General features: G+C 73.7%; 18 protein-coding genes and 1 tRNA gene. 10 read left to right on the top strand and 9 right to left on the bottom strand.

The features are described from left to right. Window positions 1-69 precede the first annotated feature (69 nt). Complete coding sequence (locus ABZ783_RS00095) at window positions 70-1,218, bottom strand: sigma-E factor regulatory protein RseB domain-containing protein (RefSeq protein ID WP_357434266.1); 1,149 nt, start codon at window positions 1,216-1,218, stop codon at window positions 70-72. Between the two features lie 95 nt (window positions 1,219-1,313). Here ABZ783_RS00095 and ABZ783_RS00090 point away from each other — a divergent pair, with 95 nt between their 5' ends. Beyond that, window positions 1,314-1,970, top strand: a complete 657-nt coding sequence (locus ABZ783_RS00090; RefSeq protein ID WP_357433146.1) for a response regulator transcription factor — start codon at window positions 1,314-1,316, stop codon at window positions 1,968-1,970. Beyond that, window positions 1,967-3,436: an ATP-binding protein gene (locus tag ABZ783_RS00085; RefSeq protein WP_357433144.1), complete on the top strand. Its 1,470-nt coding sequence runs from the start codon at window positions 1,967-1,969 to the stop codon at window positions 3,434-3,436. Before ABZ783_RS00090 ends, ABZ783_RS00085 begins: the two co-directional genes overlap by 4 nt. 1 nt (window position 3,437) lies before the next feature. Here ABZ783_RS00085 and ABZ783_RS00080 read toward each other — a convergent pair whose 3' ends face one another. Next, window positions 3,438-4,976 (bottom strand): tetratricopeptide repeat protein, encoded by a 1,539-nt coding sequence (locus ABZ783_RS00080; RefSeq protein WP_357433142.1) that lies wholly within the window; start codon window positions 4,974-4,976, stop codon window positions 3,438-3,440. Window positions 4,977-5,033: 57 nt separating this feature from the next. After that, a complete protein-coding gene (locus ABZ783_RS00075; protein WP_357433140.1) occupies window positions 5,034-5,495 on the bottom strand; it encodes a MarR family transcriptional regulator in 462 nt (153 codons plus the stop codon). A gap of 50 nt (window positions 5,496-5,545) precedes the next feature. Between ABZ783_RS00075 and ABZ783_RS00070 the strand changes: the two genes are divergently transcribed. After that, window positions 5,546-6,067: a VOC family protein gene (locus ABZ783_RS00070; protein ID WP_357433139.1), complete on the top strand. Its 522-nt coding sequence runs from the start codon at window positions 5,546-5,548 to the stop codon at window positions 6,065-6,067. Between the two features lie 25 nt (window positions 6,068-6,092). After that, a complete protein-coding gene (locus ABZ783_RS00065; RefSeq protein WP_357433137.1) occupies window positions 6,093-6,989 on the top strand; it encodes a hypothetical protein in 897 nt (298 codons plus the stop codon). Here the strand turns inward: ABZ783_RS00065 and ABZ783_RS00060 are convergent. After that, a complete protein-coding gene (locus ABZ783_RS00060; RefSeq protein WP_357433135.1) occupies window positions 6,961-7,476 on the bottom strand; it encodes a potassium channel family protein in 516 nt (171 codons plus the stop codon). The two genes, ABZ783_RS00065 and ABZ783_RS00060, sit on opposite strands and share 29 nt — an antisense overlap. 111 nt (window positions 7,477-7,587) lie before the next feature. Beyond that, on the bottom strand, window positions 7,588-7,767 hold the full coding sequence (locus ABZ783_RS00055; protein ID WP_073836337.1) for a DUF4236 domain-containing protein: 180 nt from the start codon (window positions 7,765-7,767) through the stop codon (window positions 7,588-7,590). A gap of 207 nt (window positions 7,768-7,974) precedes the next feature. Between ABZ783_RS00055 and ABZ783_RS00050 the strand changes: the two genes are divergently transcribed. Next, window positions 7,975-8,088 (top strand): putative leader peptide, encoded by a 114-nt coding sequence (locus tag ABZ783_RS00050; protein ID WP_357433133.1) that lies wholly within the window; start codon window positions 7,975-7,977, stop codon window positions 8,086-8,088. Between the two features lie 185 nt (window positions 8,089-8,273). Continuing rightward, on the top strand, window positions 8,274-8,828 hold the full coding sequence (locus ABZ783_RS00045; RefSeq protein WP_357433131.1) for a flavin reductase family protein: 555 nt from the start codon (window positions 8,274-8,276) through the stop codon (window positions 8,826-8,828). A gap of 43 nt (window positions 8,829-8,871) precedes the next feature. Here the strand turns inward: ABZ783_RS00045 and ABZ783_RS00040 are convergent, their stop codons facing one another. Both ABZ783_RS00040 and ABZ783_RS00035 read right to left on the bottom strand, forming a co-directional pair. Beyond that, window positions 8,872-9,327 carry an Rrf2 family transcriptional regulator gene (locus tag ABZ783_RS00040; RefSeq protein ID WP_357433129.1) on the bottom strand — a complete coding sequence of 152 codons (456 nt, stop codon included), beginning with the start codon at window positions 9,325-9,327 and terminating at the stop codon, window positions 8,872-8,874. 7 nt (window positions 9,328-9,334) lie between these two features. Then, window positions 9,335-10,249 carry an AraC family transcriptional regulator gene (locus tag ABZ783_RS00035; protein ID WP_357433127.1) on the bottom strand — a complete coding sequence of 305 codons (915 nt, stop codon included), beginning with the start codon at window positions 10,247-10,249 and terminating at the stop codon, window positions 9,335-9,337. A 161-nt stretch (window positions 10,250-10,410) separates the two neighbouring features. On the opposite strand from ABZ783_RS00035, the gene ABZ783_RS00030 reads away from it, so the two are divergent. Beyond that, a complete protein-coding gene (locus ABZ783_RS00030; RefSeq protein ID WP_357433125.1) occupies window positions 10,411-11,187 on the top strand; it encodes an SDR family oxidoreductase in 777 nt (258 codons plus the stop codon). Between the two features lie 87 nt (window positions 11,188-11,274). On the opposite strand, the gene ABZ783_RS00025 is transcribed toward ABZ783_RS00030, so the two are convergent. Then, window positions 11,275-11,706 carry an SsgA family sporulation/cell division regulator gene (locus tag ABZ783_RS00025; protein ID WP_007457244.1) on the bottom strand — a complete coding sequence of 144 codons (432 nt, stop codon included), beginning with the start codon at window positions 11,704-11,706 and terminating at the stop codon, window positions 11,275-11,277. A gap of 273 nt (window positions 11,707-11,979) precedes the next feature. On the opposite strand from ABZ783_RS00025, the gene ABZ783_RS00020 reads away from it, so the two are divergent. Further along, a complete protein-coding gene (locus ABZ783_RS00020; protein ID WP_357433123.1) occupies window positions 11,980-12,546 on the top strand; it encodes a TIGR02611 family protein in 567 nt (188 codons plus the stop codon). A gap of 51 nt (window positions 12,547-12,597) precedes the next feature. Next, a tRNA-Val gene (locus ABZ783_RS00015) sits at window positions 12,598-12,672 on the top strand. 97 nt (window positions 12,673-12,769) lie between these two features. Here the strand turns inward: ABZ783_RS00015 and ABZ783_RS00010 are convergent. Then, the gene (locus ABZ783_RS00010; RefSeq protein ID WP_357434264.1) at window positions 12,770-12,886 is read right to left on the bottom strand and encodes a tyrosine-type recombinase/integrase; all 117 of its coding nucleotides are present in this window, start codon (window positions 12,884-12,886) and stop codon (window positions 12,770-12,772) included. 59 nt (window positions 12,887-12,945) lie between these two features. Here ABZ783_RS00010 and ABZ783_RS00005 point away from each other — a divergent pair, with 59 nt between their 5' ends. Next, window positions 12,946-13,407 carry a hypothetical protein gene (locus ABZ783_RS00005; protein WP_357433121.1) on the top strand — a complete coding sequence of 154 codons (462 nt, stop codon included), beginning with the start codon at window positions 12,946-12,948 and terminating at the stop codon, window positions 13,405-13,407. Window positions 13,408-13,504 lie beyond the last annotated feature (97 nt).

Here is a 13,504-nt window from a genome sequence, read left to right as displayed (position 1 = left end):
CTCCGCACACGCATCAGGGGCCCGGCCGGCTTCCGCCGTCCGGGCCCCTGATCAGGCTCGCTTCGTAGGTTAGCCCTTGGCCGCCTGGTAGAGCCGTTCCGGCGTGACCAGGCCGGCCAGCACCCGGCCGTCGTCGGTGAGCAGCACGCTGAACAGCTTCCCGGTCAGCAGCCGGCCGCTGCCCCAGTCACCGCTCACCTTCGGCAGCCCACCCAGCAGCCCGGCCACCGCGTCCGCGCCGGCCCGGCCCGGGTCGCCGGCCGGCCCCGCCGCCTCGCCCGGCCGGGCACCCCGGGCATTCGGGGCGCCGCCACCGGTCAGGCCGGCGGCGTCCAACTTCGCCACCAGCACCGTCGTCCAGCCGGTCCCGACCGTACGCACGTCCGGCCGCCGCTCGGCGTCCGGCCGGTGCTGCCGGGCCGGCCCGGGCGCGCTCGCCTTCTCCTCGGTGACCGTCACCCCCGGCGGCGGGTTGAACCGGAACTGGTCCGCGTCCGGCGTGCGGAAGTCGACCTGGGTGAAGGCCACCTCGAACGCCGGCTGGTCGGCGCCGTCGGCGAGCACCTCGAACCGCAGCGGCACGTGCTCCTTCGCGTCCAGCGCGACCCGCACCTGATGCACCAGCGAGTCCTTGTCGCGCGGCGTCAGCACCAGCTCGTACACGTCCCGGCCGGCGACCTTCGCCGTCCGCCCCACGGTGACCGCGGTGCTCGGGTCGATCGCCGCGAGCGCCTTGTCGGCGGCCTCGACCGGGGTGGCCGGCGCGGACGGCATCGTCTTGTCGGTGGCCGACAGCGTCCGGTGCGACGCGGTGTTGGTCCGGCTGCTCCACGTCCACACGTCGCGGCCGTTGCGCAGCATGTCCCGCTCACCGAGCGTGTCGACCAGGGCGATCCGCTGCCGGTCCGGGCCGCCGTACCAGACCCGCACGGTGTGCGTGCCGGTGACCAGGCTGGCCAGCTCGTTGCCGCCGGCCGCGCCGGCCAGGTCGGCGATCGGCGGCAGCCCGAGATCGGCGCGCTGCACCACGGTGCCGGAGAGCCCGTCCAGGCGGGACGAGCGCAGATCCTCGAGCAGTTGCGCCGCGGTGCGCGGCGGCAGGGCCGGGTCGGCCCCGGCGGCCAACGTGCCGATCGCGGCGCCGCCGCCGACCACGGCGACCCCCGCGGTCACCGGGACCAGCCAGCGCAGCACGGCACGGTTCTTCAGTACGGACATCATGGGCACCTCCTGACCGTAATGGTGCAGGAGGGTCGCTGTGAGGCCGCTGAGGAGATTCCCTAGGGGTGTCACCCGGGTGGCACCCTGGACGGGTGCGGTTGCTGGTGGTGGAGGACGAGACGCGGCTCGCGTCCGCGCTGCGGCGGGGCCTGGCGGCGGAGGGGTTCGCGGTGGACGTCGAGTCGACCGGCCCGGCCGGGCTGGACGCCGCCCGGCACGGCGGCTACGACGCGATGATCCTCGACGTGATGCTGCCCAGCCTGTCCGGGTACGAGGTGGTGCGCCGGCTGCGAGCCGAGGAGCACTGGCTGCCGGTGCTCATGCTCTCGGCCAAGGACGGCGAGTACGACCAGGCCGACGGGCTGGACTGCGGGGCGGACGACTACCTCACCAAGCCCTTCTCGTACGTGGTGCTGCTGGCCCGGCTGCGGGCGCTGCTGCGCCGGGGCGCGCCGGAACGCCCGACCGTGCTCACCGTCGGCGACCTGCGGCTGGATCCGGCCCGGCGGCGGGTGACCCGGGCCGACGCCGAGGTGGCCCTGACCACCCGCGAGTACGCCCTGCTCGACTACCTGATGCGCCGGGCCGGCCAGGTGGTGTCCAAGACCGAGCTGCTGGACCACGTCTGGGACGCCAGCCTCGACACCGCCCCCAACGCCGTCGAGGTCTACGTCGGCTACCTGCGCCGCAAGATCGGCCGGGAACGCCTGGAGACCGTCCGGGGCGCCGGCTACCGGCTTGCCACATGACCGGCCCGCGCCGCTGGCTGCCCAGCCTCGGCCTGCGGGCCCGGCTGCTGGTGATCGGGGTGGCCGGGCTGAGCGTGGGGCTCGCGCTCGGCGGGGTGCTGCTCCTCGGCGCGCTCGGCTGGACGCTGCAGCGCACGGTCGACGCCGAGGCGTTCCGGACCGCGGACGCGGTGGCCCTGCTCGGCGCCTCCGACGCCCTGCCCGACCCGCTACCGGTCGCCGGCGGGCAGCTCCGGGTGCAGGTGGTGGACGGGCAGGGCCGGATCCGGGCCGCCTCCATCGACGCCGACCGGCTGGTGCCGATGCTAAGCCCCGACCAGCTCCGCGCCGGGCAGCGCCAGCGCCTCGTCGTCGACGGCCGGCGGGTCGGGCTCACCGGCCCGGTACGGGTGGTGACCGTGCCGGCGGGCACCCCGGCCGAGCCGCTCACCGTGCTGGTCGCCAAGTCGATGAGCGACGTCCGGCACAGCCTGCACATGGTCCGGACCCTGCTGCTGGTGGGCTTCCCGCTGCTCGTCGCCGGGCTCGCCGTGGTCGCCTGGCGGGTGATCGGCGCGACGCTGCGCCCGGTGGAGTCGTTGCGTCGCGGCGCCGCCGAGATCACGGGCCGGGCCGGGCCGGGGCGGCTGCCCGTACCGGCCGCGGCGGACGAGATCCAGCGGTTGGCGATCACTCTCAACGACATGCTCGACCGGCTGGAGGCGGCCCGGGCCCGGCAGCGGGCGTTCGTCGCCGACGCCGCGCACGAGCTGCGCAGCCCGCTGACCAACATGCGTACCGAGCTGGAGGTGGCCCGCCGGCTGGGCGACGGGACGGACTGGCCGGCGGTCACGGAGAACCTGCTCGCCGACACCGACCGGCTGAGCCGGCTCGTCGACGACCTGCTGCTGCTGGCCCGGGTCGACGAGCAGGCCACCCGGCCGGACGGGTCCCCGGCGCGGATCGTGGGCCCGGTGGAGCTGGGCGAGCTGCTCCGCACGGTCGCCGACCGCTACCCGTCCCCGCCGGTACGCCTCGCGCCGCCGTCCGGGCCGCTGTGGACCGAGGGTGACCCGGCCGAGCTGCGCCGGGTGCTGGCCAACCTGGTGGACAACGCACTGCGACACGCTCGCGGCGAGGTGCGGCTCGACGTCACCGGCCCGCACCCCGACCCGCCGGTGCCCGGGCAGCGCGGGGCGGGCCCGGGGCAGGCGTACCACCTGGTGACGGTCACCGACGACGGGCCGGGCATCCCGGCGGCCGACCGGGAGCGAGTCTTCGCGCGGTTCACCCGGCTGGACGACGCGCGGGCGCGCGACGCCGGCGGCGCCGGCCTGGGCCTGGCCATCGTCCGCGAACTGGTCCGCCGCGCGGGCGGCGGAGTCGACCTCGCCGATGCCGCGCCAGCGGACCCGGCGACCGAGTCCGGGCCGGGGCTGCGGGTGACCGTGCGGCTGCCGGCGCTGGTCGACCCGGAGGCGGACTGACTCAACCGCGGCGGGTGCAGACCGAGGGGGCCCGGGCCACCGTGTCGGTGGACCACACCAGCGCGACGGTGAAGCAGTAGTCGGTGCTGCGGTCGAGCCCGTAGGCGATGTAGCTGTCCGTCCCGGCGGGCAGTTCGAGGAAGGTGTGCTGCGGCTGACCCGTGCGGCCCCCGGCGACCACCAGCGGCCCTTCGGCGCCGGCCGGGTAGGTCCAGCTCAGCAGGATGCTGTCCCGCCGGTCGGTCAGCCGAACCTGTTGAGGCGGGGTGCCGGGGGAGGCGGCGGGCGCGGCGTTCGGCGTACCGGAGGGGGTGCCGGTCGCGGCGTGGCCGGTGGTGGGGGAGGGGCCGGGCGCCTCCCGGGACCGGTCCAGCCGGGACACGCCGGCGACCACCGCGATCGCGCCGATCAGCAGCACCACGATCACCCCGGCCACCACCAGCGGCAGCCGTGGTCCGGTCCGGCCCTCGGGCGCGGGCGGCCGGGGCACGTGCACCGGCAGGTGGCGCGGTGGCGCCTCGGGTTCGGCGGGCTGCGCCACCCGGCGTACGCCCTCGGGTTCGTCGTCGGTCAGCCCGACCACGGTCGGGGGCAGCGCGCTCTCCCTGGGGCGCCAGGGTTCCTCGGTCGGTTCGTCCGGCGGCCACGGGTGGTCGTCGAACGGCTCGTCGGCGGCTTCGGGTGGTGTCCGGGGGGCGGGCACGCCGGGGCGCGCGCCGTCGGCGCGGTCCGGCGGGTGGTAGAGCGGCGGCTCGGGAAGGGTCGGCTCGGGCGGCCCCTCGGCGGGCGGGGGGACCCGGGCGGCCGGTACGACCGGCGCCGGCCGGGCGGGTGGCTCCGGTTCGGCGCAGACGTGGTCCGGGTCGGCGGCGGCCCGGGCCAGCCCGGCCACCTGGGCGGTGAGCGGGTCGTCGGTGGGCAGGTGCTGCCGGCACAGCTCCTCGGCGAGGGCCAGGTGCTCGTGGGACTCGGCGTACCGGCCGCAGTCGCGCTCCATCGCGCCGAGCTTGGCCAGCATCTTGATGCCACTGGGGTGGTCGTCGCCGTACACCTCGCGGTGCAGTTCCCAGGTGGTCTGCAGTCGGTCGCGGGCGATCTCGCACTGGCCGCGGGCGTACTCGACGGTGGCCAGGTCGGCGTGGGCGGCGAGCACCCGCTGCGACTCCGGTCCGTCGCGGGCGGTCAGTTCGATGATGACGTTGGAGTAGAGCCGGGCGGCGCGGGCGTCGCTGCCGACCCGGTGCAGCACGGCGGCCAGGGTGGCGGCGGCGGTGACGCTGCGTTCGTCGGAGCGCCCGTACAGCCGGGTGGCCGCGGCGTACGCGAAGGCGGCCCAGCCGCGTGCGGAGTGTGGCTCGCCGAGCGCGATCAGGACCCGGGCCTGGAGGCCGGCGGCCTCGGCCAGCTCCGGGGAGGCGTTGGCGGGACGCGGATCGGCGTCGACCAGCGCGTCGGCGAGCAGCCGCTGGGCACCGGCGAGGTCGCCTTCGGACACCAGGTGGTGCGCCTGGACAGTCAGGTCAGCGAAGCCGGAGGTCACGCCCCATCGTGCTCATCCGGCGACGGTAAGTACAAGACCCGGAGTGGATCAGTTTGGTCAGGATCCGGTCAGGTGGTCGGCCAGGGTTTCGCTGATCCGTCGCAGCTGGTCGACCTGGGCGGGGCTCAGCGCGTCGAACAGGTGCCGGCGTACGCCCTCGACGTGGCCGGGCGCGGCGGCGGCGAGGGTGGCGAAGCCGTCGTCGGTGAGGACGGCGATCTGCCCGCGCCGGTCGGTGGGGCAGTCCTCGCGGCGGATCCAGCCGGCCGCCTCCAGCCGGGCGGCGGCGTGCGAGAGCCGGCTGCGGGAGGAGCCGGTGGCGTCGGCCAGCTCGCTCATCCGCAGCCGCCGGTCGGGGGCCTCGGAGAGCCGGACCAGGATCTCGTAGTAGGCGTGCGGCATGCCGGCGTCGCGTTGCAGTTCGCGGTCGAGGGTGTCCATCAGCGCCCGGGAGGCGGTGAGGAAGGCGCGCCAGGTCCGCTGCTCGTCGGGGTCCAGCCACCGGGTCATGGCGACCATCATACCGCTTGTTGTTGAGCGCTCAACAAAACCGCGCTACCGTCGAGGTCATGGGAATCCACCGCCTCAACCACGCCGTCCTCTACGTCCGCGACCTCGGGCGCAGCGTCGCCTTCTACCGCGACGTGCTGGGCTTCCGTCCGGTCCCGATGACCCCGGACGGGTTCCACGGCGCCGCCTTCCTGCAGGCGCCCGACTCCACCAACGACCACGACCTCGGCCTGTTCGAGATCGGCGCGGCCGCCGGCCCCTCCCCGGCCGGTCGGGCCACCGTCGGCCTCTACCACCTGGCCTGGGAGCTCGACACCCTCGACGAGCTGGCCGCCACCGCCGAGCGGCTGGCCGCCGCCGACGCCCTGGTCGGCGCCTCCGACCACGGCACCACCAAGAGCCTCTACGGCCGGGACCCGGACGGGCTGGAGTTCGAGATCGTCTGGATCGTCCCCGCCGACCTGCTGGACGAGGCCGCCCTGGCCGCCCGCAAGCGGATCGGCCGGCTCGACCTCGACCGGGAGCGGCAGCGCTACGGCGGCCAGACCCGTGGCGGCGTGGGCATCTCCGTCTCGGCCTGAATCGGCCATGCGGTAGAACGGCAGGATGTCGACCGACGCCGTCCTGCGCGAACTGCTCGTCCGGCAGCTCGACCACTGGCTGCCGGCAGCGCTGCACCGCTCCCGGCGGGCCACCCTCGCCCTCGCCTCCGCCGGCCGCGACACCGGCGACGCCGAGGAGGCGCTGCGGGTGGTCGCCGAGTTCGCCGACCGGCTGCGCGGCCGGCGGCTGACCGTGCTGGTGCTCGCCGCCGGCGGCGCGGAGCTGCCGGCCCGGCTCGGCACCGTGGCGGCGGCCCTGCCGGCGGACGTGGCCGTGCACGTGGTGCCGGGCCATCCGGACCGGCTGCCGGTGGCGCTCAAGGCCGCCGGCGCGGCCGGCGCTCCGCTGCTGACCGTGGTCGACGGCGGCGATCCCGACCCGGCCGTGGTGGCCGCCGCCGCATCCGGCCGCCCGGCCGAGCTGCTGCTGGTCACCGCGCCCGGGCGGCCCCTGCGGCCGGCGCTGACCGCGGCCGGGTTCCCGCTGGTCACCGAGGTGGAACTGGTGCCCGCCGACGGTGCGCCAGCGCGGCTGCTCGGCTACGCCACCGGTTCGGACCGGAGCCTGGAGGCGCTCAAGGACGCGCTCTGGGCGGTCGACGAGTACGCCGGAGTGCGCTACCGCGACCCGGCCGACCCGGCGGGGCGGCTGCTCGACATCACCCTCGAACCCGATCCGGGCCCGCTGCGGCGCGAGCTGCTCGCCGAGCTCACCCGCTCCGGCCCGGGCACGGTGACCGAACTGCGCCGCTTCGCGGCCACCTCGACGGTCTACCGGGCCGCCGACGCGAACCGGGCGTTGGCCTCGCTGCTCGCCTCCGGGGCGGTGACCCGGCAGCCCGAGCACGGCCGGCTCGGCGGTGACGTGCTGATCACCGCTTCGGCTGCCGCAGCTGGGTGACCTGCCGGACCACGATGGACGCCCCGGTGGCGATCACCCCGATGCTGAACAGCATCTGGACGCAGACCACCACCCGGGCGACCTGCCCCTGCGCGTGCACGTCCCCGTAGCCGATGGTGGTCAGCGTGGTGAGCGCGAAGTAGAGCGCGTCCACCCGGGTCGACAGGCCGGAGAACTGGTGGGGGGCGTTGTTCGCGATGATGTAGTCGGCGAGGGCGAAGACGAGCAGGCCGGCGACCAGGCCCACGACCAGGTTGGCCAGCGAGCGGGCCGGCGTGCTGCCGGCCGGGGCGGTGAGCTGACGGCGTACCTGGCGGGTGACCAGGGCGGCGACGACGCCCACCACGAGCAGGGTGCCCACCGCGCGCAGCGTCAGCCGGGCCGCGTTCGGGTCGGGGGCCACCGGCACGAGGAAGTACGCGGCCACCAGCAGCAGGCAGGCGAGCAGCGCCCGCAGTCGTTCCCGCCGGTACCCCCCGTTCGCCACGCCGCGATTCTCCGCCTGGTCGGGCGGCCGGTTCGCCCAGAAGAGAAAATTCGCCCGGACGCCGGGCGGGGTGCCGGTGGTGCACCGGCCCCCCCGCCCGACCTCAGGGCGTCACGCCCGCGACTTGTCCTGCTTCCACGACAGCGGCCCCGGCAGGTCCACCCGGTGCGCCCGGGTACGCGAATTCCAGGACCATCGGCCGACCTTGATGCTCCACGAGGAGAAACCCTTCTCGGTGAAGTTGAGGATCAGCGGGCCGAACTTCTTCCGTTTGCGGAACATGATGCCCATCGCCTGGCTCCTTCCCGTCTGCCTGCCTCTGCGGCCTCGAACATGCCCGAACCGGTGGTTTGCGAAACCGGGTCGGATCCGCACTGGACGGGCCGCTCCACCCTGCTGAATCTCTATCCACCGGGTAGGTGTTAGGTGGGAGGCAAATGCTGGTGAGAGCGGCGGGTGACGATGTAAGGGATGCAAGTCTCACTTTGTGGTAGAGCGTTGACCGGCCCGGAGAACGGCCGGCACCATGAGATCATGTCGCAGCGGGACGAGCTTCTGCTCACCGCTCGCGTGCACGTCGACCTGGTCCGGCACGCGAGCGCGCTCTGTTGAGCTGACCCGGCTGCTCCGGCTCGGCCACCCGTCCGTATCTCCTCCACCCGTCCGCTCCCGTGCCGGCGCACCGCGGCCCGGCCCGCCCGGCGCGGCCGGTTCCGACCCGCCGGTCACACCCGGCGCGAGCACTACCGGGTGCCCCGCCCGGCCAGCGCGTACGCCCCCTGAGAGCTGGTGACCGCATGACCACCGTGGACCGTCCCGGCGCCGCCGAGCTGCGCCCCGTCGACGACGACTCGTTCCGTGCCCTGCTGCGCCGCCAGGCGTCCACGGTCACCGTGGTCACCGCGCCCGGCCTGTCCGGCGGCCGGCACCTGCCGGCGCTGCCGCCCGCCGGCTTCACCGCCACCTCGTTCGCCTCGGTGTCCCTCGAACCGCCGCTGGTGTCGTTCTGCCTCGGGCGGGAATCGTCCAGCTGGCCCACCGTGGCCCACGCCGAGCACGTGGCCGTGCACCTGCTCTCCGCCGAACAGCAGGAGGTGGCCCGGATCTTCGCGACCAGCGGCATCGACCGGTTCGCCGCCCACCCCGGCTGGCACACCGGCCCGTTCGGGGTCCCGCTGATCGGCGACGCCCTCGCCGTGCTGCTCTGCCGGGTGACCCGCCGGATCAAGGCTGGTGATCACACCATCGTGCTCGGCACGCCGCTGGCCCTCGCCGCAGGGCCGGACGGCGACCCGCTGCTGCGCCACCGCGGCGGCTACACCACCTTCGGGCCGCAGCAGTCCCCGTGGTGACCCCACCCGCCGCCGAGCCGCCGGCGCTCGACCGGGTCGCCGGTCAGCGCGGCTCCCAGGCGTCGGGGCGGGCGATCAGCTTGCGGACGTGCCCGGGCAGCTTGCCGCTGGCCATCTCGGCCAGGCTCACCTCGTCGACGACCTGCCGCACGGCGGCGCGGACGGCCACCCAGAGCCGGGGCAGGTTCTCCGCGGCGCCCTCGTACCGGGTCTCCTCGGGGCGCAGCCCGCGTACCCCGGCGAGGGGGCCGTCGACGGCGCGCAGCACCTGCCCGATGGTGACCTCGCGCGGTGGCCGGGCCAGGGTGTAGCCGCCCTCGGCGCCGCGCTGGGCGCGGACGATCCCGGCCCGGCGCAGGTCGGCCAGGACGGCCTCGAGGAACTTGCGGGGCATGTCCTGCTCGGCCGCGATGGCCTGGGTGGACAGCAGGGCGGGGTACGCGGTGGCCAGACTCAGTGCGGCCCGGACCGCGTAGTCGCCGCGCGCGGAGATCTGCACCCTGCCATCATGCCCGGCGCGGCTGGGCGGGGGAGTCGACGGGCGGGCGGGGGCGCACCACGCGGACGGGCAGTGGTCGTTCCCGGGCGGCCCGGAACGCGCCGGGGCTCACCCCGATCTCGCGGGTGAAGAAGCGGCCGAAGTTGGTCGGCTCGGGGAAGCCGAGTCGCCGGCCGATCCGGGCGACCGGTTCGTCGGTGGCGGCGAGCAGCCGGCTGGCCTGCAACGCCACCCGCTCGTCGATCACCTGTTTGGCGCTGCGGCCGGTCACCGCCAGGCAGGCCCGGGTGAGCGTACGCACTGAGCAGCCGAGCTGCGCCGCGTAGTCCTCCACCCGGCGGGTGTGCCGGTAGCCGCGCTCCACCTCCCGGCAGAGCCGGTGGAAGGTCGCCGTCTCCGCGCGGGTCGTCTGCCGCTCCGCTCCGCCGGGGAGCAGGCTCAGCCGCAGCAGCAGCACGGCGAGCTGGTGGCGGAGCAGCACGGCGGCGGCGGGCACCCCGGCGTGCCGTTCGGCGTCGACCGCCAGCTGGGTCACCTCGCTGATCACGGCGTCCTCGTCCTCCCCGGCGAGCTGCCGGTAGGCCGGCACCGCGTCCGGGTCGACGTCGAGGCCGCGCAGCGTCCCGGCCCCCCAGCAGACCACGGTGGCGTCGAGGTGCGGGCCGAGGCAGCGCAGCACCTGGCCGGGGCGGACGTACAGCAGGGTGCCGGGCCGGCAGGGCCGGGCCCGGAAGTCCAGTTCGGCGGTGCCGTGACCGCTGGTGACCAGGATCAGCAGGTCCGCGTCGAGCAGGACGGGGCGGGGCCAGCCGGGCCCGGGCGCGAGGTCAGCGAGGGCGCCGGTGGTGATGTCGTCGTTGTCGTAGCCGGGGGCGGACAGGTCGGTGCGGGTTGCCGGGAAAAGCTGACCGTTAGTGACCATCGTCTTCGACGTTAACCCTGCCCGGCGCACCTTGCACCTTGGCAGTTTCACCCGACCGGGCGGGTCTTGTCGCCGGGAAGGCGAGGCGGTTAGGTTACCGATCGGTAGCGCATGGGTCGTCCGACCGACCCGCGGCCCCGCCGACTCGCGATGGGATGGGCATGACGGATCTGTTCTCGGTCGAAGGCAAGACGGTCCTGGTCACCGGCGGTTCACGAGGGATCGGGCTGATGATCGCCCGAGGCTTCGTCCAGGCCGGCGCCAAGGTCATCATCTCCTCGCGCAAGGCTGACGTCTGCGAGACCGTGGCCAAGGAGCTGTCCGACATCGGCCGCTGCGAGGCGATCCCCGCCGACCTGAGCCACGACGAGGGCGCGCTGGGGCTGGCCGCCGCCGTGCAGGACCGCACCGACCGGCTCGACGTGCTGGTCAACAACGCCGGCGCGACCTGGGGCGCGCCGCTGGAGGCATACCCGGAGAGCGCCTTCGACAAGCTCTGGGCGGTCAACGTCAAGGCCGTCTTCCGGCTCACCACCGCGCTGCTGCCGGCGCTGCGCGCGGCAGCCAGCGCCGACGATCCGGCCCGCGTGATCAACATCGGATCGATCGACGGCCTCCGCGTGCCCTGGATGGAGGTGTACGCCTACTCGGCGACCAAGGCGGCCGTGCACATGCTCACCCGCAGCCTCGCCCACCAGCTCGCCGGCGAGCAGATCACCGTCAACGCGATCGCCCCCGGGCCGTTCGAGAGCAAGATGATGGCCTTCGCCCTGGACGATCCGGCATCCCGGGCCGCGATCGAGCAGCAGGTGCCGCTGGGCCGGATCGGCCGCTCCGAGGACATGGCGGGCACCGCGATCTACCTGTCGTCCCGGGCCGGCGCGTACCTGACCGGCGCGGTGATCCCGGTCGACGGCGGAATCACCACTCACGGCTGAATCGGGCAGCACGGACGGCGTACCCGAATTGGTGACGGACCGGGGCCGCGCGGACTCGGCAGATCCGCACGGCCCCGGTGTGCGTCATCAGCGGCCGGCGAGCAGCCGGTTGACCGCCGTGTCGACGTCCAGGTGCTCGGCCTCCCGGCCGCGCGGGACGACGACGTAGGTCCGGCGCAGGAAGCGCACGAGGACGCTGCGTGGGACCTCGAACAGGGCGTTGCCGTCCGGGGACGACAGCGCGAGCGCGACGAAGTCGCCGCGCGGCGTGGCCCACGGCCAGACCCGAACATCGCCGATGCCGGCCGGCTCGTCGAGCCCGGTGACCAGCAGTTCGCGAGCGAACGACCAGCTCACCGCCTCGCCACCGGCGGATTCGGCGTGGAACAGGACATGGACCGCATACGGGTCAGCAGGGTCGTAACGCAAGCTGGCACGCACCGGCAAGGCGGTGGCGTCAGGCGCGACGAGCCTTAGCGACGTCTCGACCTCTACGGTCGTCGGTCGGATGACACTCATGGACGTTCTCCCCCCGGCACCGCTGCGGAACGCGCGTGTCCCGCTTTTCCCATACTCAGCCGCTACTCCTGGCTACGCTCCGCCATACGCTGACTTCACCCAGTGGTGGGAAGGGGGTCGGAACGCCTCCGAGAATGTGAAAATTCTTGTAGGATTCCCTCTTCTGCCCAGTCCGTCGTCCCGCCCGGCAACGGGTGGTTCAGTCGTCGACTTACTCCGGTAACGTCCAGTCCTCAGCAGGGGTGACGGTCGCGCGCGACACTGGGGGTGGAAATGGTCACGAAGGGTTCCTCGGTGGAGCCGAGGGCCACGGCCGACCCGCCGAAAGGAGCGGCCCGAGCAGCCGAAAGGCGGGGGTACGAGGTGTCGGTGAACGGCGGTCCGCGGGGTGCTGGCGGCACCCCCCAGGGCGGTGCCGGCAGCGCCGTCGCCGAGCGGCGCCGCGGCGGCTGGCGGACCCGGGCGCAGACCACCCTCGACCTGATCCGCGCCAACCCCACCGGTCGGGTCACCCTCAAGATCTTCATTGCCATCGCCGGCGCGATCGTCGTCACTGTCGGTATCGCCCTCATCCCGTTGCCCGGGCCCGGCTGGCTGCTCGTGATCGCCGGGCTGGGCGTCTGGGCCGTTGAGTTCATCTGGGCCCGCCGGCTGCTCACCTTCACCCGGCGCAACGTGCAGGCCTGGACCCGTTGGGCGACCAGTCAGTCGCTGCCGGTGCGGTTCGTGCTCGGTGCGGTCGGGCTGGTGTTCGTGAGCGTGGTGGTGTGGCTCTCGCTCAAGTACAGCCTCGGCATCGACCTGGTCGCCCGGGCCCTGCACTACCTCGCGACGCACTGACCCCCGGGTTTTTGGTCCGCAGTGTCGATCAGGTAGAGTCATCGGCGCTGAGGGCGATTAGCTCAGCGGGAGAGCGCTTCGTTCACACCGAAGAGGTCACTGGTTCGATCCCAGTATCGCCCACCATGAATAAGACAAGCTCAAGGCCCCTCGATCGAGGGGCCTTGACTTGTATCTGAAGATCAGTCGTTGCCCGGAGGCAGCGAGAAGGCAGCAAAGGACTTCAGCACCCGCGGTCGCGCTCAGCCGTCGAGTGGGTGTAGCGGTTCAGCGTGGTCGAGGTCTGCTCGTGTCCCATCACCTTCGCCACGTCGTTAATTGGGACGCCGTCGGAGACCAGCCAGGTCGCGTACGAGTGCCGCAGGTCATGGAAGCGCAGACCTGTCGGTCTATGGGGCCTTGTTCCTCGCCGGTTCGGTAGCCGCAGCTCGTGACGAGGACCGGGCGACCATTCGATCGTTTCTGAGCGAGGGTGACGAAGCTGCGCGGCGGCTTGGTCATGACGCTAACCACCTGTGGACCGCGTTCGGCCCGACCAACGTGGCCATCCATCGAGTGACGACCGCGATGGACCTCGATGACGTGCAGGTCGCGATCGACCTCGGTCCGCGTATCGACACCACGGGCCTACCTGTCGAGCGGCAGGCGAGGCACGCGTTGGAGACGGCGCGGGCGCTGAGCGCGTGGAACAGAACGGATGAGGCAATGGCCGTCGTTCTCGCCGCCGAGCAGAAGGCGCCCGAGCAGATCCGCCACCATGCCATCAGCAGGCAGCTCGTCCAGAACTGGATGCGCCGTGGCCGGGGCCGGCCGAGCTACCAGCTCGCCAGCCTGGCTCAGCGCGTGCACGTAGCGGCCTAGATCCAACGCCGTTCAGTTAGGCGGCATGGTGGGTTGTCAAGCGTGTCACGGAGACGAAGCAGCGGAGCTCCGGTATAGAGGGGGGTCACTCTAAGAC

Source organism: Micromonospora sp. NPDC047738 (assembly GCF_040642675.1).
Taxonomy (GTDB): domain Bacteria; phylum Actinomycetota; class Actinomycetes; order Mycobacteriales; family Micromonosporaceae; genus Micromonospora.
Note: the sequence above shows the minus strand (reverse complement) of the source record. Positions and strands in the feature narration are given on the sequence as shown.

Coding starts and splice junctions, on each gene's coding strand:
- ABZ783_RS00065 (WP_357433137.1), top strand. CDS start 6,093: ATGTCGACCGACGCCGTCCTGCGCGAACTGCTCGTCCGGCAGCTCGAC.
- ABZ783_RS00075 (WP_357433140.1), bottom strand. CDS start 5,495: ATGGTCGCCATGACCCGGTGGCTGGACCCCGACGAGCAGCGGACCTGG.
- ABZ783_RS00025 (WP_007457244.1), bottom strand. CDS start 11,706: ATGAGTGTCATCCGACCGACGACCGTAGAGGTCGAGACGTCGCTAAGG.
- ABZ783_RS00095 (WP_357434266.1), bottom strand. CDS start 1,218: ATGTCCGTACTGAAGAACCGTGCCGTGCTGCGCTGGCTGGTCCCGGTG.
- ABZ783_RS00055 (WP_073836337.1), bottom strand. CDS start 7,767: ATGGGCATCATGTTCCGCAAACGGAAGAAGTTCGGCCCGCTGATCCTC.
- ABZ783_RS00045 (WP_357433131.1), top strand. CDS start 8,274: ATGACCACCGTGGACCGTCCCGGCGCCGCCGAGCTGCGCCCCGTCGAC.
- ABZ783_RS00020 (WP_357433123.1), top strand. CDS start 11,980: ATGGTCACGAAGGGTTCCTCGGTGGAGCCGAGGGCCACGGCCGACCCG.
- ABZ783_RS00035 (WP_357433127.1), bottom strand. CDS start 10,249: ATGGTCACTAACGGTCAGCTTTTCCCGGCAACCCGCACCGACCTGTCC.
- ABZ783_RS00070 (WP_357433139.1), top strand. CDS start 5,546: ATGGGAATCCACCGCCTCAACCACGCCGTCCTCTACGTCCGCGACCTC.
- ABZ783_RS00030 (WP_357433125.1), top strand. CDS start 10,411: ATGACGGATCTGTTCTCGGTCGAAGGCAAGACGGTCCTGGTCACCGGC.
- ABZ783_RS00085 (WP_357433144.1), top strand. CDS start 1,967: ATGACCGGCCCGCGCCGCTGGCTGCCCAGCCTCGGCCTGCGGGCCCGG.